Origin of the sequence: Paenibacillus sabuli, from assembly GCF_014705605.1 — a bacterium.
GTDB lineage: Bacteria > Bacillota > Bacilli > Paenibacillales > Paenibacillaceae > Paenibacillus_D > Paenibacillus_D sabuli.
In genome coordinates, this window is sequence record NZ_JACXIZ010000045.1 from 20,162 (window position 1) to 38,937 (window position 18,776).

Annotated in this window: 20 protein-coding genes; 1 reads left to right on the forward strand and 19 read right to left on the reverse strand. The window is 56.9% G+C overall.

Annotated features, from left to right (window positions below; translation table 11 throughout):
* Nucleotides 1-15: 15 nt before the first annotated feature.
* The 8 genes from IDH44_RS21515 to IDH44_RS21550 all read right to left on the reverse strand — a co-directional run bounded on the left by IDH44_RS21515 (nucleotide 16) and on the right by IDH44_RS21550 (nucleotide 5,713).
* On the reverse strand, nucleotides 16-441 hold the full coding sequence (locus IDH44_RS21515) for a hypothetical protein (protein WP_190920887.1): 426 nt from the start codon (nucleotides 439-441) through the stop codon (nucleotides 16-18).
* Entirely contained in the window at nucleotides 438-584 is a 147-nt protein-coding gene (locus IDH44_RS21520) for a hypothetical protein (RefSeq protein ID WP_190920888.1), read from the reverse strand. Before IDH44_RS21520 ends, IDH44_RS21515 begins: the two co-directional genes overlap by 4 nt.
* Before the next feature lie 85 nt (nucleotides 585-669).
* Complete coding sequence (locus IDH44_RS21525; protein ID WP_190920889.1) at nucleotides 670-822, reverse strand: hypothetical protein; 153 nt, start codon at nucleotides 820-822, stop codon at nucleotides 670-672.
* Nucleotides 823-866: 44 nt separating this feature from the next.
* Nucleotides 867-1,766 carry a hypothetical protein gene (locus IDH44_RS21530; RefSeq protein ID WP_190920890.1) on the reverse strand — a complete coding sequence of 300 codons (900 nt, stop codon included), beginning with the start codon at nucleotides 1,764-1,766 and terminating at the stop codon, nucleotides 867-869.
* A gap of 18 nt (nucleotides 1,767-1,784) precedes the next feature.
* Nucleotides 1,785-2,726, reverse strand: coding sequence for a type II secretion system F family protein (locus tag IDH44_RS21535; protein ID WP_223869917.1), 942 nt, complete (start codon nucleotides 2,724-2,726; stop codon nucleotides 1,785-1,787).
* The gene (locus IDH44_RS21540; protein ID WP_223869918.1) at nucleotides 2,726-4,117 is read right to left on the reverse strand and encodes an ATPase, T2SS/T4P/T4SS family; all 1,392 of its coding nucleotides are present in this window, start codon (nucleotides 4,115-4,117) and stop codon (nucleotides 2,726-2,728) included. Before IDH44_RS21540 ends, IDH44_RS21535 begins: the two co-directional genes overlap by 1 nt.
* Complete coding sequence (locus tag IDH44_RS21545; RefSeq protein ID WP_190920891.1) at nucleotides 4,114-4,971, reverse strand: P-loop NTPase family protein; 858 nt, start codon at nucleotides 4,969-4,971, stop codon at nucleotides 4,114-4,116. Before IDH44_RS21545 ends, IDH44_RS21540 begins: the two co-directional genes overlap by 4 nt.
* A complete protein-coding gene (locus tag IDH44_RS21550; protein WP_190920892.1) occupies nucleotides 4,964-5,713 on the reverse strand; it encodes an SAF domain-containing protein in 750 nt (249 codons plus the stop codon). The genes IDH44_RS21545 and IDH44_RS21550 overlap by 8 nt, the downstream gene beginning before the upstream one ends.
* Before the next feature lie 239 nt (nucleotides 5,714-5,952).
* Between IDH44_RS21550 and IDH44_RS21555 the strand changes: the two genes are divergently transcribed.
* Nucleotides 5,953-6,552, forward strand: coding sequence for a hypothetical protein (locus IDH44_RS21555; RefSeq protein ID WP_190920893.1), 600 nt, complete (start codon nucleotides 5,953-5,955; stop codon nucleotides 6,550-6,552).
* Nucleotides 6,553-6,686: 134 nt separating this feature from the next.
* Here IDH44_RS21555 and IDH44_RS21560 read toward each other — a convergent pair whose 3' ends face one another.
* The 11 genes from IDH44_RS21560 to IDH44_RS21610 form a co-directional block, all read right to left on the reverse strand.
* A complete protein-coding gene (locus IDH44_RS21560) occupies nucleotides 6,687-7,037 on the reverse strand; it encodes a type II toxin-antitoxin system PemK/MazF family toxin (RefSeq protein WP_190920894.1) in 351 nt (116 codons plus the stop codon).
* Nucleotides 7,038-7,040: 3 nt separating this feature from the next.
* A complete protein-coding gene (locus tag IDH44_RS21565; RefSeq protein ID WP_317890232.1) occupies nucleotides 7,041-7,322 on the reverse strand; it encodes a CopG family ribbon-helix-helix protein in 282 nt (93 codons plus the stop codon).
* 530 nt (nucleotides 7,323-7,852) lie between these two features.
* On the reverse strand, nucleotides 7,853-9,028 hold the full coding sequence (gene alr / locus IDH44_RS21570) for an alanine racemase (protein WP_190920930.1): 1,176 nt from the start codon (nucleotides 9,026-9,028) through the stop codon (nucleotides 7,853-7,855).
* A 95-nt stretch (nucleotides 9,029-9,123) separates the two neighbouring features.
* Nucleotides 9,124-10,335, reverse strand: a complete 1,212-nt coding sequence (locus IDH44_RS21575) for an outer membrane lipoprotein-sorting protein (protein WP_190920896.1) — start codon at nucleotides 10,333-10,335, stop codon at nucleotides 9,124-9,126.
* Nucleotides 10,336-10,560: 225 nt separating this feature from the next.
* Complete coding sequence (locus IDH44_RS21580; protein ID WP_190920897.1) at nucleotides 10,561-10,869, reverse strand: nucleotidyltransferase domain-containing protein; 309 nt, start codon at nucleotides 10,867-10,869, stop codon at nucleotides 10,561-10,563.
* On the reverse strand, nucleotides 10,866-11,258 hold the full coding sequence (locus IDH44_RS21585) for a nucleotidyltransferase substrate binding protein (RefSeq protein ID WP_190920931.1): 393 nt from the start codon (nucleotides 11,256-11,258) through the stop codon (nucleotides 10,866-10,868). The genes IDH44_RS21580 and IDH44_RS21585 overlap by 4 nt, the downstream gene beginning before the upstream one ends.
* Nucleotides 11,259-11,541: 283 nt before the next feature.
* The gene (locus IDH44_RS21590) at nucleotides 11,542-12,834 is read right to left on the reverse strand and encodes a sulfatase family protein (RefSeq protein ID WP_190920898.1); all 1,293 of its coding nucleotides are present in this window, start codon (nucleotides 12,832-12,834) and stop codon (nucleotides 11,542-11,544) included.
* Nucleotides 12,835-12,853: 19 nt separating this feature from the next.
* Nucleotides 12,854-14,371, reverse strand: a complete 1,518-nt coding sequence (locus IDH44_RS21595) for an extracellular solute-binding protein (protein ID WP_190920899.1) — start codon at nucleotides 14,369-14,371, stop codon at nucleotides 12,854-12,856.
* 22 nt (nucleotides 14,372-14,393) lie between these two features.
* Nucleotides 14,394-15,269, reverse strand: a complete 876-nt coding sequence (locus IDH44_RS21600) for a carbohydrate ABC transporter permease (protein ID WP_190920900.1) — start codon at nucleotides 15,267-15,269, stop codon at nucleotides 14,394-14,396.
* 1 nt (nucleotide 15,270) lies between these two features.
* On the reverse strand, nucleotides 15,271-16,194 hold the full coding sequence (locus IDH44_RS21605) for an ABC transporter permease (protein ID WP_190920901.1): 924 nt from the start codon (nucleotides 16,192-16,194) through the stop codon (nucleotides 15,271-15,273).
* Nucleotides 16,195-16,492: 298 nt separating this feature from the next.
* A complete protein-coding gene (locus IDH44_RS21610) occupies nucleotides 16,493-18,730 on the reverse strand; it encodes a helix-turn-helix domain-containing protein (protein ID WP_190920902.1) in 2,238 nt (745 codons plus the stop codon).
* Nucleotides 18,731-18,776 lie beyond the last annotated feature (46 nt).

Sequence of the window (18,776 nt, forward strand, 5' to 3'; positions counted from 1 at the left end):
TGCTCTGTGCCCGCGTCAAGGCACATATTCGCTCATCTTCAATCCCGTCGCCGCGAGCCGGGTCGCCGGATCCGGCGGGGTCAGCCCGATGAGACGGTCGATCTCAAGTATGCTGCCGTACGGATACCGGATCGTCAGCTGCAGACCGTCGCCGCGCAGCAGCGGGGCGTACGGAGCGGTCGCCGGGACGCCGCTTAGCGAGCGCACCTCGTATTCGGCCGCGGCGGCATCCATGCCTACAGCCGCCAGCCGCGCCCGCGACGCGCCGATCATCGCCGCATCGACATAGCCATAGCCCCCGCTCGCGCCGATCTCGAGCAGGTAGTCGACCTCCTGCTGCAGCACGGCCTGGCGCATGATCAAGACGTGCTTGTAGATCGGGGCAAACATGAACCAGCACAGCATGACTACCGTCAGCACAAAAGCCAGCAGCGATTTCACGGGTCGATCTCCCCGATCCGGCCGCCTGCGGCGCGGCCCCCTTCGTCAATGAGCGCCTGCGTGCCCGCGGCGCCGTCGAATACCGTCTGGTAGAACATGGCGCTCACGATGAGCAGCAGCAGGGCCATCAGCACATTGCGCATCTTGCTCCCTCCGGCTGTCGCCGTCCTCTGATGGCGACACAAGTTACGTTCCGCGAAACGCTCTAAACGCTAGACAATATGCCTCCTAGCTCGGGTTCAGATTGCCGATTCTGGTGTTGGCGCTCGTCCCCTGGCTCTGGATCTGTGCCTTGGTGCCGGTCGTATCCGTCATAATGACGGCATTGAACAGCAGAATGACTACGACAATCATCATGACCGTCATCAAAATGTTGCGCATGCCCGATTCACCTCCTTTTCGTGCCGCTCGCGCAGCCACATTTGTCAAGGATTCAGCGACTGGAACAGCTGATTGCCCTCTTGCACCCACGGGTAGATAAAAATCTGAAACATGTACAAAATCGGAATGCCGGCCAGCACGAACAGCATGTACGACGCCGATTCCTTGCGACTCTCCTTCGCCAGGTCGAGCTTTTCCTTGTAATCGTGAATACGCTCGCGCAGCAGCCTGTAATACTCCTCGTTCTCGTGCAGACGAAGCGAAGCAATCGTCTCCACGAAGCTATGTCCTTCCTCCGTGCCGACGCGTTGCTTGAAGCGGCGCAGCGCGCCCTCCGCGTCGTGATACCATTCGCCGAGCATGCGCTGCAGCTCTCCCCGCAGCACGCGGGCATAAGGCAGACAGCGCATCAGCTTGGTGTGCACGTTGAGCGAAGAGCCGGACAAGTACAGCAGTTGATTGCTGATGACATAGATCTCCTTGACGATGCGCTGCGTCCGCACCTGACGCAGCGCCTCCAGCCAGGGCGTGTCCCACAGCACCGCCCCGTACAGCGCCGCCCCCGCTGCAAGCGCGATCGCAGAGGGAGGAGCCATGGCGGTCAGATGCTTGGCAAGCTGCGTCCACACGAGCGCGGCGCCCGGGATGCCGAGCAGCAGGATGCGCCGCAGCAGCAGATAGGCGGCCGGATCGCCGGTATACCCCGCCCCCGCCAGCAGTTGGAGGCGAAGGTCATAAGTCCGCCCCTCGCGAGACAAGCCGGCCGCGCGCAGCAGCGTGCCGGGGACCCGGCGACGCTGCCAATAATCGCCGACCAGATGCGCCCAGCGCGGCCTGCGATACAGGAGCGCACGCAGCAGGGCCGCCGCACATACGAAGCCAAGCCCGTATTGGAAGATAAGCGCCGTCCATTTCAGCAACACCAGGGTCGTCTCGGCCTGCATTTGACCTCACTCCTTTCTTCACATTTTTTTGCGCGACAGGTAGAGGCCCATCACGAAGGAGGCAAAGATCATGGCGGCCGCATTGAGCAGCATGTCGCGGCCCTTGGGATCCAGCACGTAATAAAAGTAAGCCTGCTCCGGGTTGTAGCGAAAATTAATGCCGATAAATAAGGCCAGGAACAGCAACGGCGAAAAATTGGCGATTCGAATTTCAAGCAGCTTGTTGCGCTCCTGCTGATTGGCGCGTCGCGCCTTGCGCATATCGGTGATCAGATCCTTGAGATTGTCTGCGACGGGCGCACCCTCGGCCAACGCCACACGCATAATCTGCACAAAGTAATCGCCCCAGACATGGCCTGTGGAGGCGGAAAAAATACGAAGCGTCGCTTCGTCGTCGCTGCGAACCGACAAATTGCGATAAAGCTGTTCGAACACCCCTTGCAGCGCGCCCGGCAGCCGCCGCTCCTCAATGGTGCGGCGCAGCGCCGAACGCACCTGCTTGCCCCCCGTCACCAGATACGACTGATAGAAGAGCTCGACGGCCGGCAAGAACTCCAGACGCGTCTTGAGCTGGCGCTGTGTGAGCGCCATGCGCAGCAGCATGTACGGCAGCCCCGCCAACAGCAGCATCAGCAGCGCCGCGCCCTTGAAGCTCTGGAACAGCAGCACGCCGCCACTCAGACCACCCAGGGCGAGCAGCAGGGTCAACAGCGCAAATCCGCCCGCCTGCAGCGGCCACTGCAGCGATTCGAGCAGCTCGGAGAGATGACGCTGCACGCCGCCATAGCGGCTCAAATACCGGGACAGCCGATTCACCAGCCGGGCGTCGGCGCGATAGGCGAGCCGCTCGTGCTTGCGGCTGCGCTCAGTCAGCATGGCGAGCGCGCGCTCGATTGCAACGAATGCGAATACAAACAAGGAAACTACCGTTAGCAGCACCCAGCCTTGCGGCATCTCCATCAATGCTCCACCTCCGTCTCGATCCCCCGCGCACGCCGCAGCCGCAGCTCTGCTGCAGACGAGGGGCGCTCGGGCAGGAGCCAGCGGCCGCGCTGCGGGTCGAAGCGCACCCACTCGCGAATGTGCGCCTCGCCGCCTTGCCACACATATTCGCCGAGTCGCACCAGCCGCCGCTTGCCCGATACGGTCCGCAGCTCGATGCCGATTTGCGTGACATATTCGGTGATGCGCTTCATCAGGCGTTCCGGATTCATGCCGCGGCCGTCGAGCATGCACATGTCGGTAATCGCCTCGGGCACGTCCTCCAGCGCATTGGCATGCACCGTCGTCATGCTGCCCTCATGGCCGCGGGTGCACGCCCGCACGTAGATGTTCGCGTCGTCGTCGCGAATCTCCGCGCGCACGATGCGCTGCGGCGATTGTCTGAGCGCCAGCTTGAACGCCTGTGCCGATTGGTGTAGCGCATCCTCGTCGTCGGCTTCGTATTCGATGATATTTTTGGCAGGAAAGTCCCGGCGCAGCATCATCTCCAGCCGATTCTCAATCGTGACGATCCGCTCCGCCTCGGGCAACTCGGCAATCAGCGCCTTCATCAGGTGCGTCTTGCCGGAGTTGGTCGGTCCGATGATCACCAGATTGAAGCGGGCTCTCAGGACCAGACGCAGCAGCTCCGCCACCTCCGCGCTCATCGTGCCGAGCTCCGGGCCGCTCAACTGACTGAGCGCGAAATGCCGCACGGTATAGAACCGCATCGTCAGCGTCGGCTCCGAGGTGAAGCCAAAGCCCGTCATCGTCACCCGCGAGCCGTCGGACAGCATGACCTCGGCCCAGCGCTTGCGGGGATTGATCCGATCGTTGTTGAACAGCACCAGATTCTGCTGGATGCGCTCCACCTCCCGCACCGAGGCGAACGCGTATGGCGAAGCGATCGCCACCCCGCCGCGCACCTCGAACACCTGCGTGCCGACGACCTGAATCTCCTCCAGGCCTTCCTTGCCCTGCAGCACCAGCTCCAGCACATTGAGTCCGATGACCTCGGCGAACAGCGCCTCGGCAAGCGACTCGTACGGATGCCAGCCGCCCGTCAGGTGGTGAATGCGGCGCCGCATGAGCCGGTCGTTGATGACCGCGAGCAGCTCCGCCCGCTCCTCGGGGAAGCCCAGCACCGCCCGATTGAGCCGCTCGTTGTACTGCCGCCGCTCTTCCTCCGTCGCCCCCCGCGGCGTCGCCAAAAAGGTGCGAATGTCCTCGGCGAGCTTGGTCAGATCGCCGGCAGCCTCGCCGGCGCCTGCGGCTGCGAATTGCTCCGCTTCTACGACTTGATTGAGCCGGGCAGCATAGGCCGATGGCGAGAAGCGCGCAGGCGCAGCAAGATCGTGTTCGCGCATCATCCCATCCCTCCGCGTTCCTGTGGCTGCAGGCGACGATACCATGGCCGCACAGCGACCGCCGGCTTGGGCTGCAGCCCGCAGCGCCGCATCGTATCGGCCGCGACTCTCGCCATCGCCCGCCGGCCATGCTTGTCCTCACGCACCCATTCCGCGAGCCCGCCGCTATCCAGCTGCGCCAGCAGCCCTTGTGTCAGCTGCAGCTCGCCGGCCAATTCCAGTCCGGTCTCCCTGGCGACATCGCGGCGCCCGAAGCCGCTGTTCTCCCGCCACGGCGGATGCATCACGACGAGCCGGTAGCTGCCCTGCTCCACTCCGAAGAGCGGCGATATCTGCCCGATCCAGCGTCTGGCATCCTCCTGGAAGCCGGAGAGCGCGGTCGTCGTCGCCAGCAGGCGCATGTCCGCCTCGCGCATCGCCATGACGGTCGCCGCATTATCCCAATAGGCGCTGACGTCGACGACAGTGACGGCGAACGTCTCGCGAGCAACGGCCAGCAGCTCGGCCATCTCCTCGGGGGTATAATATTCCGCCTGATCGCGCATCAGGTTGCCGAACAGCACGCGCAGATTCGGAAGGCGCCCTGCCGGCTCGCACGCCCGCCTGAGCTTGGCCGCATCAAGCGTCCCCGCGCGCAGCTCCGGCCGAAGGCCGTCCAGCGTTACCGCCGGCCGATCGCAGCCGAGGTAGCGGTGCAGCTTGGCGCTCTTGAGATTGAGACACAGATGCCCGACAGACGCGTCGAGCTGCTCGGCGAGCCGGACGGCCAGCGCGAATGCGGCGGTCGTCGTGCCAATATTCGGGGTCGTGCCGACGCAGCCAATGAGCAGCGACCGATGCTTACGTAGATTATTCATGCCGCCCCCCCTCTCCTTCCGCGTCCCCTGGCATGCGCGATTCTTCGGGCTCCATCGACAGCGGGCTGAAGGCGATAACGAGCTTGGCCGCTCCGTCCCTGCAGAGCCGATCGATCTCGAGCCATTGCGTCTCGGTCAGGTTCAGATTGACATGATCAATCATGGCATTCGCATCGCGGCGCGAAGCGTACATGTTTTCCTTGTCCCCGTTGGCCAGCGAGATCAGATTGGGGTTGTCCGGATCGTCGACCTCCTGATTGCCCGACGTCTTCACCGAGGCGACCGTCACCAGCCCTCCGAACAAGCGCTCCGAGCCCGCCTCGCTTCCCGAGACGAACAGCACGACGCGATCGCCCGCGCGAATGCCGCTCGAGATCGAGAGCACGTATTCCCGCGGAATCTGGAAGGTGCTCTCATTGTGCTCCGGCAGGAGACGGTAACTGCTGACCTTCCAGGCGCGCAGCGGCTCGCCCTCGCCGAGTGGAACGGCGGTCTCGAGCCCGATGGCAGACGCCGGGTCGGTGAACATCTCCGAATCGTAGGAGGCCATGGCGATCGTGCGGGTCGTGAGCAACTCGGCAGTCAGGCGTTCGCCCGCAGCGATGAAGCGGGACGGGACGACCACCTCTACCGTCTCTTGCAGCCGCAGCTGACGCAACTGCAGCGTATAGACCGCGTATACGAGCAGACCAGCCAGCAGCGCCGCTACAATACTGATGAGCAAATTTCGTTTTCGACTCATGGCGCCTCCCTTGCGCAACAACAAAAAAGAACGCAGCTAGGGAAGGTACCTTCCCAAAGCCTGCGTTCTTCGCATGACTGTTGCTAGATATACTGTTGTCTGGCATAACTAAAAGCTTGATGCCAATATTATCAAATTATCTGCAAGCTGTCTACCCTGTATTTATCCAGCTCTGCTATGTTTTGAAGCAAAACTGCGCATGCTAAAGCACGTAGGAGATATCCAAAGGAGGAATTCACATGCTGAAACAAGCAATTAAACGCTCGACAACGCCTGCTCTGGCGCTGACGATAGCGCTGACTATGGCGTTGCCCGGCGGCGTCGCCGCGGCGACACAGCCGGACGCGGGACCGGGCAAGCTGCAGCAGCTCGAAGGCGCGCACCCGCATTCGTCGCAAGCGCACAAGGGCCGGCGACCGGGGATGAAGCTGCGCATGATGGGCGGCGTACACCAACAGACCTACCTGGCGCTACTGATTGACAAATACGCGCCCGAAACGAAAAGCGCCTGGCAGCCGGTCCTGCAGGAGTCGGCCCGCCTGCACAAAGAACTCAAGGCGCTGCAAGCGACGCACGGCAAAGGCGCTTCCGGTAAAAAGCCCGCCTTCGAACCGAAGCAGACCGAGCAAACGCAGCAGGAGGCCGTGCAGGAGATGAAGCGACAGCATGAGGTTTTCGAGCGCTTCACCGCCGCGATCGAAGCCGGGGACCCGAGCCGCATCAAGGCCTCGCTCGCCGAGCTGATGCCGGTCTGGCAGACGCGCAATGCGCGCCTTGCCGCTTTTATCGGGCATTTGAAGCAAAAACAAGCCGCCGCCCCGTCACACACCGGCATCTGACGCTTCCCATCTAAGGTCTATCGCGCTTTCGACGGCGCCACAGGCCCACGCAAATCAGGGGCAAACGCACTTCCAGGGCGCGGCGGGCCAACACAAAAACCGGCCAAATGAGCAAAAGCTCGTTGGGCCGGTTTTTAAAAATCAATCAATCCGACGCTGATTTGCAGCGCCTCGTTCACCTTGCGCATCGTGTCGTCGTCCAGATGCGTAATTTTGTCCGTCAAGCGCTGCTTGTCAATCGTGCGAATCTGCTCGAGCAATATGACCGAATCCCGGTCAAAGTCATGAGTGGCTGCGTCAATCTCGACATGCGTCGGCAGCTTCGCCTTCTGAATTTGCGCGGTGATCGCCGCAATAATGACCGTTGGGCTGAAGCGGTTGCCGATATCGTTTTGAATGACCAGCACCGGGCGGACGCCCCCCTGCTCGGAACCGACGACCGGGGAGAGATCCGCGAAAAATACATCGCCACGTTTTACAATCAAACGCTACACCCCGCTTACAAGACGACCGAGCGTATAGTCGGCTTCTGCCTCCGCTTGAAAGGCTTCCGAGGCCATATTCAAGTTGATTCTGGCCATTTCCATATACCCGCGCTGCATCGATTCCCGAATTTGTCGCTTCTGCCGCTCCACCAAATACAACCGCATGGCATGGTGAATAAACTCGCTCCGATTCGAATTTTCCCTCGCCACGATGCCATCGACTTCGCGCAGCAGATGATCCGGCAAACTAATGACGATCCGTTTCGTATTCTGCAAATTGGCCAACAACTCGCACCCCCAAAACATTTCCAGAAGCTATTTCCAGTATTTGATGAAAGCCTGCGGATTATACGCAGAAAGCAGAACCTCGGCTCTGAATCATCCTATGCACATGGACGCGACATTATGATCAACGTTATAGAACGTATAGGATTTCTCCTATACTTGTCTAGATTTCTCGGAACGAAACTTCTAGTCGCCGTCAAAGGATGGCTCCAAAAGTTTCGCCTTGCCGATTCAAAATCGCTTTAGAAGGTTATATTCGTGGCCGCTTTCCGAATTCCTCTTTTCCAGGCGACAAAAAATGATTAATTTTTTGACAGGGCATATATGCCATCTCCATAGGGAGCAAACGATGCGACGCCGAGCACGCGCAGGCAACGGGTGCGGTGCGGTGTAACCGTTCTAACAGACACCAGCGACGCTTAGAGGCCATTTCAGCCACCTGCTTAGGCCATCTTCTACACTAAGCGTCTCTCATGTCCGTACGGCTGACAACGCCCACACCTTGGAACCGCCTGGGTCCACTCACAAGCCTAGTCAAGCGCATTGCCAATCGCGATAATTCGCCCATGCTCGGTGTACACGCGGGGCACGCGCGCAGCCAGCATGCAGATGACCTCGTAGGGGATCGTTCCCAGATGGCTCGCCACCTCTTCCGCTGTAATCGACGCTTCGCCCTGGCTGCCGATCAGGACGACCTCCTCGCCCGCTTGCACCGGTCCCAATCCTCCGGCGGCGCCGTCCAGCGCTACCATGCATTGGTCCATGCAGATCGTACCGACGACGGGCGCTCTATGTCCCCGCACGAGCACCTCCGCCTTGCCGGTCAGCATCCGGCTGTAGCCGTCCGCGTAGCCGATCGGCAGCGTGCCGATCCGCTCGGCGCGCTGCGCCTTGTAGCGCACGCCGTAGCTGACGCCCCAACCGGCGGGCACCTGCTTGGCCATGACGAGCTCGCTACGCAGCGACAGCACCGGCTGCAGCGGGATGCGCTGCCGGTTCACCTCGGCCGACGGGTAGATCCCGTACATGCCGATGCCCAGGCGCAACATGCCGCCAGCCCATTCGGGCGTGTCGATGCCTGCAGCCGAATTGCCGGCATGCAGCAGCGGGATCGGATAGTCTCGTCTCCGCACTTCCGCCGCGATGGAGGCGAATCGCTCGTGCTGCAGGCGCGCGTAGCTTTTGTCCGCCTCGTCGGCGGTCGCATAATGCGTATACATGCCCTCTATCTCTAGTCCCGGGAGAGCCAGCGCACGCTCGACGAAGCGCTGCCACGGCGCATCCGGCAGCAGTCCGAGCCGACCCATGCCGGTGTCGATCTTGAGCTGCACGCGCAGCTTGTGCGGTCCGGGCGGCAGCTGCGCCGCTGCTTCCAATATATCCTCGCGGAACAGCGTCACGGCAATGTCGAAGTCGCGCGCAACTGCCAGCCCCTCGGGTCCGACGTAGCCAAGCACCAGGATCGGTGCCGTGATGCCCGCCCGGCGCAACTGAAGCGCCTCGTCGAGAAAAGCGACGCCGAGAGCATCGGCGCCGCACTTCACCGCCTTGCGCGCAATTTCGACTGCGCCGTGCCCGTATGCGTTGGCCTTGACCGACGCCATGATGCGCATGTCATTCGGAATGGCGCCGCGAAAGGCGGCGATATTGCCGCCCAGCGCATCGAGCGAGATCTCCGCCCGGGTCGGTCTGTAATACGAAGTCAAGCCATTCACCCACTCTTCCCTGAAAACCCAATAGTCTAATGGTATACGCTCGGCAGGCGGGCTGTCAATGAAAGAACTGGCAGCGGGGGAAGTCCTTATTTTCCCATCTCATGCATGACCGAGCCGGCGACCTTGATCATCTCCGTTTCCGGCAGGTTTTTGCTGGAAAGCCGGAACTCGACGCCTTCGTACGTCCAGGTCAAGGTGCGCTGCTCCTCGCCGCTCATGAGACCGAGCGTATGACCGAGATCGACCATGTCGCCGCTGACGATAGAAGCGGCCCGGTCCTGCGGACGCGTCTGGATCAGGGTGTAGTCGTAGTCGCCGGTATAACGGAGCATCATGCCGTCGTTGCCGCCGTACGTAATGTTGTTCCAATCCTTGAGGGCCACGCCGTCCGGTAGATAGCCCGGCTCCATCGTGACGAAGATGTCCTGCTCGGCCGCCGATTCGCCGGCTGCCGCAGCTTCGTCTTCCTGAGCCTCGGCTCCGGTCGCCTGGGCCTCGTCTGCGTCTCCGGCGGTCGCGCCCGTCTCGCTGTTCGATTCGGCAGGCGGCGTGCCGGGAGCCGACTCACTGCCAGTCTCGCTGCCGGTCTCACTGCCGGAAGGCGTCGGCTCGGCGGAGGCGTCTCCGGCGGAATCAGCCGGCTGCTCCCCGGACTGCTGCTGTCCGGCGGCGCTCATGTTGCGCTGCATGTCGAAGGCGTCCTTGCCGAACTTGGGATCGAACGAGAATTCGTCGAACTTGACTTCGACCATGACTGCGCCGTTGGCGTCGCTTACCTGTACCTGGCGAGGGGCGTAGGCTTTTTTGTCGAGCCAGATTTTCTGACGGGCGAGCGAGCCGTTCTGATAATTAGCCATCACATCGAAGACATAGGCGTCCTTTTCCGCTACGAATTGGCGGGAGTTGTCGAGGACGATGCTCTGCACGAGTGTCTGATACAGGTATACCTGGCCTTGATTCTCGGGCCAATCGCTCTGGAAGCGAAAGCTTTTATTGAGCCGCGGCGTCAGGACGAATACGCCGTCGTCGTTGCGCAGCACGATCTGCGTGATGTCCTTCTGGGTGTTGGTCAAGGCGATGCGATAATACTCGGGCTTCTGGTACCAGACTTCCACCTGATACTGCAGCGGCTCCTGGCCGGTGTGCAGCGTCATCGTTCCCTTGCCCTGGTAGCTCTCCATATCGCTGACGGATTTGCTCAAGTCCTTTACCACCGATTCCGCGTCCTTGGCCCCGCAGCCGGCCAACAATACGGATACTCCGACGACGATGGCCGCGATCCACTTGATGCGACGCATGCAAGATCATCCCCTCTGCACAATGTTTTTACAGGCTGATAACATGTCTATGAGGGGACTTGACCAATTATGCGGACGGGTTTGACGAGCCTGACAAATTGAAGCGCAAGCCTCGCTATAGCTGCCGAAGAGACCTCCTGCAGGCATGCGGGAGGTCTCTTTCCTCTTTCTGGAAGATCCGTTCTTACCGAGCTTGTCCGGCGTCTCCAGGCAACCCCGCGCCCCTCAATGCTTGGTATAGATGATTTTGCCGATTCGCTCAATATGGTCGAGCAACCCTTTGTGCGTAAGGTGCGAGCCATCTACAATATCAAATAAATAAGGCATCGGGCTGCTGTCTTCTAATAACGCATGCAGTTTTGAGAGTGTGTCCACGTCGATATTATCGCCATATACAGCAAGATCGATGTCGGACCCCCGCTTGTAATTGCCTTTTGCCCGTGAGCCAAATAAAACGGCCTTTTCGACAGCTTCAAATTTTGAGAGCGTGGTTCTAATATATTGAATGTCCGTATCGCTCAAGCCAATATTCATATCCGATCACGCAATGCTGCATGTAGATTTTTTAATGCAGTATAATACTCATTTCGAATTAATTGCTCAGCTATTGCAGCAAACCGTTCGTTGTAAGTATGAGCCATCAAATTACGTTTTTCCAGCATATCAATCCAGACATGGCCATCAGGAATGAACTCTGCTTGAAATGCGGTTTGAATGGTAGATCTCGGCGTCTTGACATCAAAACCTTCCGACTCCAGATAATCCTTCAATGTCTTCCAGCCTAACTCAAACGTATATTCAAAGCATTGAATAAGACCTTGCGCTTCAAACTTATTCAGCGTTTCTTGTTCCAAAAATTCTGCAAGCTGCGAAAAGGCCAAACTAAAATTTTCATAGCGTTGCTTCCATCGAATGTCAAGCATCAAATGACAGGCCTCCCATCAAAAATTTTGTTTGGATCTTTCTCTTGGTCAAATTCACTAAGTCATCGCTTCTACCTGAAACAGTATCATAAAGCCGGCCACGCTGCCAGATTGGACCCTGATTTAGGTCTCATAGACCACATCACATAGACCCCATCATTTACTTGCTTTTCCGTTCAAAAAAAGATGCCCTGCGTAAGCGTTAACGCAGGGCATCTTTTTTTGATCGTAGAGGATTGGACTGAGCTTTGTCCTCCTTGCCTCCTTGTGCGCTCGGAGCGCGTCACTCGTAATCTTGCTCGCGCGGACTCAAGGTGTCGAGCTTGTTGATCCGCGCGCCCGCCGGTTTTTCGACCGGACCGTCGAGCAGTGGATCCCCTGTCTGCTTCATCCAATCCGTCAATCGCGTCTGCAGCTCTTGCTGAATCGCGGCATAGGACGGACGACCGGCCAGATTGACCCGTTCCACAGGGTCCAGGTAAAGATCAAACAGCATCTCCTGCTCACGCGTCTCGTCCAGGAACCCGTGCTCCATCATAAAGCTCTTGCTCAATCCATCGTCGATATTCGCCGCGACGTGCCGGCCGTGATCCTCGTACAGTCTGATGTACTTGTAGCGCGGCGTGCGAATACAGCGCATCGGCTCATAGGCGGCATGATAGGTGACCTCGGCGCAGACTTCCTCCCTGACCTGCCCGGCCTCGCCCGTCAGCAGCGGCAGCAGGGAGACGCCCTGCAGCCAATCCGGCTGGTCCAGCTCCAGCAGCTCACACAGCGTTGGGAACACATCCAGGTGTGAGACCAGGGCATCTACAGCCCCCTGTCGCTGGAACGTCTGCGGATGCTTCATGATCAGGGAAACGCCAATGCCGTTATCATACAGCTGACTCTTCATATGCGGGAAGGCGATGCCGTGATCCGTCGTATACAGAATCAGGGTGTCGGAGGCCAGACCCGCTTGTTCGAGCGCCTCCAGGACGATGCCGACGCTGTCATCCATGATTCTGGCCGAGGTCATATACCTGGCCGTGTCCTCGCGGTTATCCGGATGATCGTATAGCATCGCGGGCGGCATGACATAATCCGCGCGAATATCGGGATCGGCATCCGGGAAGTCCCGGTGCGTGTTGAACATGCCGAATGACAGAAAGAACGGCTGGTCAGCGCGGTAATCCTTGATATATGCGGCCGCAAGACCTGCATTGCGCCTGTCATCCGTAGTCGACGTCCCGGGCAAAATATCCGTATAGCCAAGCTCGGCAGGTTGTGCAGCCTCATGCTGGATGCCGCACAATACCGTCTTAAACCCATTCTCACGCAAATACGAGGCCAGATGCCGCTCAGGGTTCGTCAGCGAGAACCCGCGATGCGTAAGGCCCAGCATGCCGCAGGAATGCGGCGACATGCCGGTCAAGAGAGCGGCTCGACTGGGCGAACAAGTCGGAGCCGCACAATAGGCCTGCCGAAACAGGACCCCTTCCTCGGCGAGCTTCATCAAGTGGGGGGTCGGCACCGGATAGCCGTAGGGCTGAATATAGCGTCCGGTATCATGGGAATGCAAATAGACAATGTTCATCTGCTGTCCTCCTTAATCGTCAAGACTGATTTTGCTCATACGCAGCTGTAAACTCTTCCATGATGTCCTGACCGCCGTTTCTTTTCCAATTCTTGATCGCGTCTGCCCAGCCGGCTTCATCAATATCTCCGAGAATAAACTTGATGCGGGCATCCTCAATGATCTTGGTGAGTTGTGCTCCCTTCTCATTGTTGGTAGGTGAATCCAGGGTTAGCGCCGGATTGGCTACAGCCGCCTGCTCATTCTCCACATTCATCTCGACACCGCGTTGATGCAACGGATGGAGAGCGCCGGGGGTTGAATTGTTCACGTAATCCCCTACAGCGATCTGATTATACGGTTGGATGAGCTTCGTGTAGGCGTCTCCCTCCACATACCGGGCTTTCTCGTCTTCAATCGTATACGTCCTGCCCTCGATGCCCCAGTTGAACAGATCGGCCATTTCTTTATCCATCAGTTGATCAAAGAAAGTTAGCACCCTCTTCAATTCCTCTTCCGTCTCGACCGCCGACTTCGAGATCAGGAAGAACCCGTTGCTCCCCCGTTCCGAGTAGATCATGGTTCCGCGCGGTCCTTCGAGCAGAGAGACCATCCCGACCTCGGCTTCAGGATCTACCTTCTGTGCATCCTGCTGCCGCAGCAAGCCGTTTCCGGTAATTTGGCGCATTGCCCCCGCCTTCCCGGAGTTCCAAATGTTAAACCAGAGATCACGCGACGTGATAGGGAAGTCCTGATTAATCAGTCCCTCGTCATACAGCTGACGATAGAACTGCAGCGCTTCCAAATAGGCGTCTGTTGTAAAGGACGGGACGAGTTGCCCGTTTTCGACTCCCCACTGGTTCGGCGCTCCAAAATAGGCGGTAATCAGATCCATATTAAACAAGCTATCGTTCTCAATCAGTCCGTAGGTGTCGTCCTGTCCGTTTCCATCAGGGTCCTGGGTAGCGAAGGCATGCAGCATGTCATAAAAATCATCCACGGTTTTGGGTTCCGAGAGACCAAGCTTGTCCAGCCAGTCTTTGCGGTACACGATCGTATTCCGTGCCAAATCCCGGACCGATGGGATCCCGTATATTTTCCCATCTACTTTTAAATTATCATAAACAAGCGGGTTAATGGAAGACAGATTCGGATAATCGTCCAGGTAAGGGCCGATTTCCCAGAAAAGCCCGTTCTTAATGGCGTTGACCACCGGTGTCTCATAGAAGGCCTTGACCGCGGTCGGCAAATTGTCCGAAGCGACCGTAACATTGAATTTTTCCGCACGTGTAGAGGATGGAACCGATTGCAGATCCAGCTTCGTGTTGGTATAGTCTTCAATGATTTTCGCAACCTCGGAATTGTTCTTCGGGGGTTCGACATCATAATGGAACATCAAGCTGATTTCGTAGGGCTCGGCCGCCTCGTTCCCGGAACTTCCAGCTCCTTGACCTGGATGCTGATTGACATCCTGTGGCGTCTCACTCGAGCTGCAACCCACTACGCCCAGCAGGGACAGACCTGCAATTGTTCCGATTAGCCAACCTTTTTTCCTCATATTCATTACCTCCCGGTTTCGATTAACCTTTGACGGACCCTAAGAGAACGCCTTTGGCAAAATGCTTTTGCAAAAATGGATAAACGAGCATGATCGGAACAGTCGCAAATACGATGACCGCCATTTTGATAGACTGCGGAGGCAGGACCGTTTCATCCGATATGGAGGAGCTGTCGCCAACAGCGCTCTGGGACAGGATCACGATTTGCCTTAGCAGCACTTGAATCGGCCACTTCGAGTTATCGTTGATATACATGATCGCATGAAAGTACATATTCCAGTGATTGACTGCGTAAAACAAGGCAAACGTCGCCATAGCGGGCAACGATAACGGCAATACGATGCGAAGCAGAATGACCATATCGTTGGCGCCGTCAATCTTGGCCGACTCCTCCAGCCCTTCCGGGATTTGCTGAAAAAAGTTTTTGAGAATGATTAAATAAAACGCGCTGATCGAGGTCGGGATGATCACCGACCACAGACTGTCCAGCAGTCCCGTCCACTTCACGACGAGAAAAGTAGGAATCAACCCGCCGCTGAACAAAATGGTGAAGATCACCAGCATGAGAAGGCCTCTTCTGCCTAACAGATGGGTCTTCGCCAAAGGGTACGCCATTAAGCTGGTCATGGCCAGATTGACAATCGTACCGCCAATCGTAATGAGGATCGAATTGTACAGGCTTCTCACTAACGTATCCGTAGAAAAGATATACCGGTATGCCTCCAGTGACCAGCCCTTCGGAAAAAGGATCAAGCCCCCTTCCGCAATTGTCTTCTCATCCGAGAAGGACAAGGCGATGATATAAAGAAACGGAAACACCATCAGGATGGCGACCAAGCCTAGTAGCCCGATATTGATGACATCAAACCCCTTCTCTCCGAAGGAACGCCTTGCCATGCTAGAACACCCCCTCTTCCCCTGACTTTTTGGCCAGGTAATTCGCGGCCACGACCAGGATCAGGCCGACCAGCGACTTGAATAACCCTACCGCGGCGCTATAACTGAAGTTGCCCTGCAGCAGTCCGACGGTATAGACATACGTATCGAATACTTCGCCCACCTCGCGATTCACCGCATTCAGAAGCAGCAGGATATGTTCAACTCCTTGCTCCATAATGTCTCCCATTCTCAGAATAAACAAGATGACGATGGTGCTGCGCAATGCAGGCAACGTGATATGCCAAAGTTGCCTCCATCGATTTGCCCCGTCAATCCTGGCCGCTTCGTAGAGCTGCGTATCCACCCCTGCAAGCGCGGCAAGAAAGATGATCGTTCCCCAGCCGGCTTCCTTCCAAATGACCTGCGTGACTTGCAGCGTTCTGAACCACTCGGTGCTCATCAAAAAATTCACTTTATCCTGACCGAGCAGGCCGAGCAGTTCATTGACAAATCCGCCTTCCGGCGTCAGGAACAAGTAACTGATCCCTGCAATGACAACCCAGGACACGAAGTGCGGAATGTAGATCACGGTCTGGACGAATCGTTTGAACGCCTGTTGCGTCAGCTCGTTCAACATCAAGGCAAGCACAATAGGAATGGGAAAAAAGAAAATTAACTGATAGACCGACAGCAGGATCGTATTGCGAAATAACATCCAGAAGGTCGGCTCGGAAAACAGGCGTTCGAAATGCTTGAGCCCCACCCACTCGCTCTGGAACAGCCCCAGTCCCGGGGAATAATTCTGGAATGAAATGACCACCCCCCACATCGGCAGGTACTTGTAAATCAAAAAATAAATGACGCCCGGCAACAACATCAGATACAACCAGCGGTCCCGACGCACTTGCCGTTGCCATCGGCGAAGTGTAGACACGTGCTGCATGAGCGTTCCTCCTTCCCGTTTGTACACTCACTTTAAGCCGCTAGTACAACGGAAGTCTATATGCACCTCGCGCTCACATGACGAGTCGCTTCTTGCATATACGGAGTACGGCACAATACGCGGTGCTGCAGCACTGTGCGCCAGATGCTCCGCGAACCGGATCATGCGCTGCATACAACGCATGCTCGTCGATCACGAGGCGGCAAGTTCGGGCTGCGTGATCGATCGAAGGCCGGCGCCGGCGCTGGACAAAAAAAAGCCCCAATGATCCAACGATCATTGAAGCCGTCGTTTTTGCCTATTGTATCATCTCCCGGTATCTGGAAGGGGTCATGCCCTCCATTTTGCGGAAATAACGAATAAAGGCCGCCGTGCTCTGATAATGAAGTTTTTCTGCGACTTCCTGGACTTTTAGCTCGCTCTCCGTCAACAATCGCTTGGCCATCTCGAGTTTGGTGTTCGCCATATAGTCGCTGAAGCTCATTCCCACTTCTTTTTTGAACACTCTGCTTAAGTAATTGGCATTAAAATTCATGAGATCCGCAATCGCTTCAAGCGTAAGATTGTCCTCGAAGCGAGTGTGAACCACTTCCTTGATTTTTTGAGCCATTTGGCTTTGGTGCGTCTGCTGGCGAGTCAGCAATAGTTGAAATAACGGTTCCAATCCGATACACGTGAACCAGTGTCCCAGTTCCTCAAAGCTTGTCGTACGGAACAAGGTTTGAACATGCTCCACATCCAGCAGCATTTTTTTCAAGGATTGCTCGTCTCGTTGCAACAAGCCAATTAACTTGACGAACAACTGATAAAACAGGGCTTGCGCTTCGATCTGCGTAAAATGTCTTTTCTCCACTTCCTCCAGGATGCTGTCGACTACCGCATTCGCCGCTTCCCGGTTTCCGCTTTGAACCGCTTCCAATAAGTCCTGCTCTCGCCGCGCAGGATACGTCATCTCCAGCAATCTGCCCGGGTCCGCCTCCTCCGCGCGCATGACGCCGCGATAGCCGGTTCGCTGGCAGAAGTGCAGAGCAGCGGTAGAATCCGCGAAGGCGATGGACGCTTGCTCCAGTTCTGAATGAAATCGGCTGAGGCCCAGTTGAATCTCCAGACCGAGGAACGTTTGGATCTTTTCTTTGATTTCCTCGCAGATGCGCATTAATCGCTCCTCGGACGGCCCTTTTTCATCAGAAGCATCCACCACAATGGCCATGCAGCTCTCGTTCATGATGACCGGTTTAAAAGGCTGCGCCGCTGTCATAATTTCCTCCATCATGTTTTTTACCGCATACAGGATCAACCCCAGATCCTCTTCCTCGAACCGGGATCGATCCAGGGAATAAATCCTGAGCGTCAGAACACTGAATTGCCTCCAATCGCAGGCCATTTCAAACATTTCAATATGCCCGTTTATTTCCTTGCTGCTTAACTGCCCGAGGAGGAGCTTGATGACAAATAACTCATGCAAATAGGGGAATTGCTTTTGCAACTGCTTCTGCAGCTCTAATTTATTGCCCAGCAAGCCTTGTATCCCTGTACGAATGTACTGAATCTCGTCCCTGGCTGCCGACGAGGCCGACTCCTGGCTGGAGCTGGCGACCAGATCTCGCAACCGTCGGATCGGCGAATAGAACATTTTCGAGCCTTGCCAGGCCAGGCTCAGGGTAATCAGTACGATTGTCAAACACACCAATAGCGTAACCCAGCCGATCGCTTCAGACTCCTTGGTAATCTCGGACAGATGGACCAGGGACACATATTTCCACCCGTTGTAGGCTGAATTTTGAACCGTCGTCAGCATCGGCGCGCCGTCCAATTCGATACCGATATCTTGCTGCTCGGCAGACTGTCGTTCCAATGCCCGCTTGAGCTTCGCCTGCTGCTCTTCCGAGCTCAGGGTTTCCGAATTTCGAAAAATCATCTCCATGTTTTCGTTGTAAATCACGGTATCGCCAAAGCTTTCGCTGCGAACCAGCGCATCAAACAATCGCGGGGAAAACTGCAGCACAAATGCCGCCCTGGGCGGAGACTGGCCGGATAGAAAGGGCAATGGCTTGATTAATCGAACCGTCCCTTCTCCTGATCGCGTTTCCCACTGCGTCGGACTTGACAAAAGAGCGGTCCATTCCGAGAGCTCGCCGGCCTCGTTCAGCCGTTCCAGCCCCTCATAACTGATGAGCCACTGTTTTTCGAGATTGACGAAATAGACGCTCTCCACAAAATCAAACACCTGAAATCCCTGAATGGTCTTCACCAAATCGTTGACCACCTCGAACTGGTGCCTGTTCAGATCATGCCCCAGGGCAGAGGCAGCCAGCGTCGAACTGGCAAATTGGGTAGCCATAATATGCGCGGTTTCCAGCTTATGCTCGATACTGTTCTTGGCCCGGCTCAAAATTTGCCGATTGGCTTCATCCACCTTGTTCTGAATGACTGTCGAGGCGCGATGATAAGAAAACACACCCATTGCGATGACGGGCAACGCTCCCAGAATCAAGCTATATATGAACAACTTTTTCAAGTAGCTGTACTTCATCATACGATATATGCTCCCTATGCAGATGTAGTAGGTTAATTATAGGGAT

Excerpts from the sequence above, each read along its gene's own strand:
- IDH44_RS21580 (WP_190920897.1), bottom strand. The coding sequence starts at position 10,869 with ATGAATATTGGCTTGAGCGATACGGACATTCAATATATTAGAACCACG.
- IDH44_RS21595 (WP_190920899.1), bottom strand. The coding sequence starts at position 14,371 with ATGAGGAAAAAAGGTTGGCTAATCGGAACAATTGCAGGTCTGTCCCTG.
- IDH44_RS21545 (WP_190920891.1), bottom strand. The coding sequence starts at position 4,971 with ATGAATAATCTACGTAAGCATCGGTCGCTGCTCATTGGCTGCGTCGGC.
- IDH44_RS21535 (WP_223869917.1), bottom strand. The coding sequence starts at position 2,726 with ATGGAGATGCCGCAAGGCTGGGTGCTGCTAACGGTAGTTTCCTTGTTT.
- IDH44_RS21610 (WP_190920902.1), bottom strand. The coding sequence starts at position 18,730 with ATGATGAAGTACAGCTACTTGAAAAAGTTGTTCATATATAGCTTGATT.
- IDH44_RS21555 (WP_190920893.1), top strand. The coding sequence starts at position 5,953 with ATGCTGAAACAAGCAATTAAACGCTCGACAACGCCTGCTCTGGCGCTG.
- IDH44_RS21530 (WP_190920890.1), bottom strand. The coding sequence starts at position 1,766 with ATGCAGGCCGAGACGACCCTGGTGTTGCTGAAATGGACGGCGCTTATC.
- IDH44_RS21520 (WP_190920888.1), bottom strand. The coding sequence starts at position 584 with ATGCGCAATGTGCTGATGGCCCTGCTGCTGCTCATCGTGAGCGCCATG.
- IDH44_RS21600 (WP_190920900.1), bottom strand. The coding sequence starts at position 15,269 with ATGGCAAGGCGTTCCTTCGGAGAGAAGGGGTTTGATGTCATCAATATC.
- IDH44_RS21540 (WP_223869918.1), bottom strand. The coding sequence starts at position 4,117 with ATGATGCGCGAACACGATCTTGCTGCGCCTGCGCGCTTCTCGCCATCG.
- IDH44_RS21605 (WP_190920901.1), bottom strand. The coding sequence starts at position 16,194 with ATGCAGCACGTGTCTACACTTCGCCGATGGCAACGGCAAGTGCGTCGG.
- IDH44_RS21590 (WP_190920898.1), bottom strand. The coding sequence starts at position 12,834 with ATGAACATTGTCTATTTGCATTCCCATGATACCGGACGCTATATTCAG.
- IDH44_RS21585 (WP_190920931.1), bottom strand. The coding sequence starts at position 11,258 with ATGCTTGACATTCGATGGAAGCAACGCTATGAAAATTTTAGTTTGGCC.
- IDH44_RS21550 (WP_190920892.1), bottom strand. The coding sequence starts at position 5,713 with ATGAGTCGAAAACGAAATTTGCTCATCAGTATTGTAGCGGCGCTGCTG.
- IDH44_RS21525 (WP_190920889.1), bottom strand. The coding sequence starts at position 822 with ATGCGCAACATTTTGATGACGGTCATGATGATTGTCGTAGTCATTCTG.
- IDH44_RS21575 (WP_190920896.1), bottom strand. The coding sequence starts at position 10,335 with ATGCGTCGCATCAAGTGGATCGCGGCCATCGTCGTCGGAGTATCCGTA.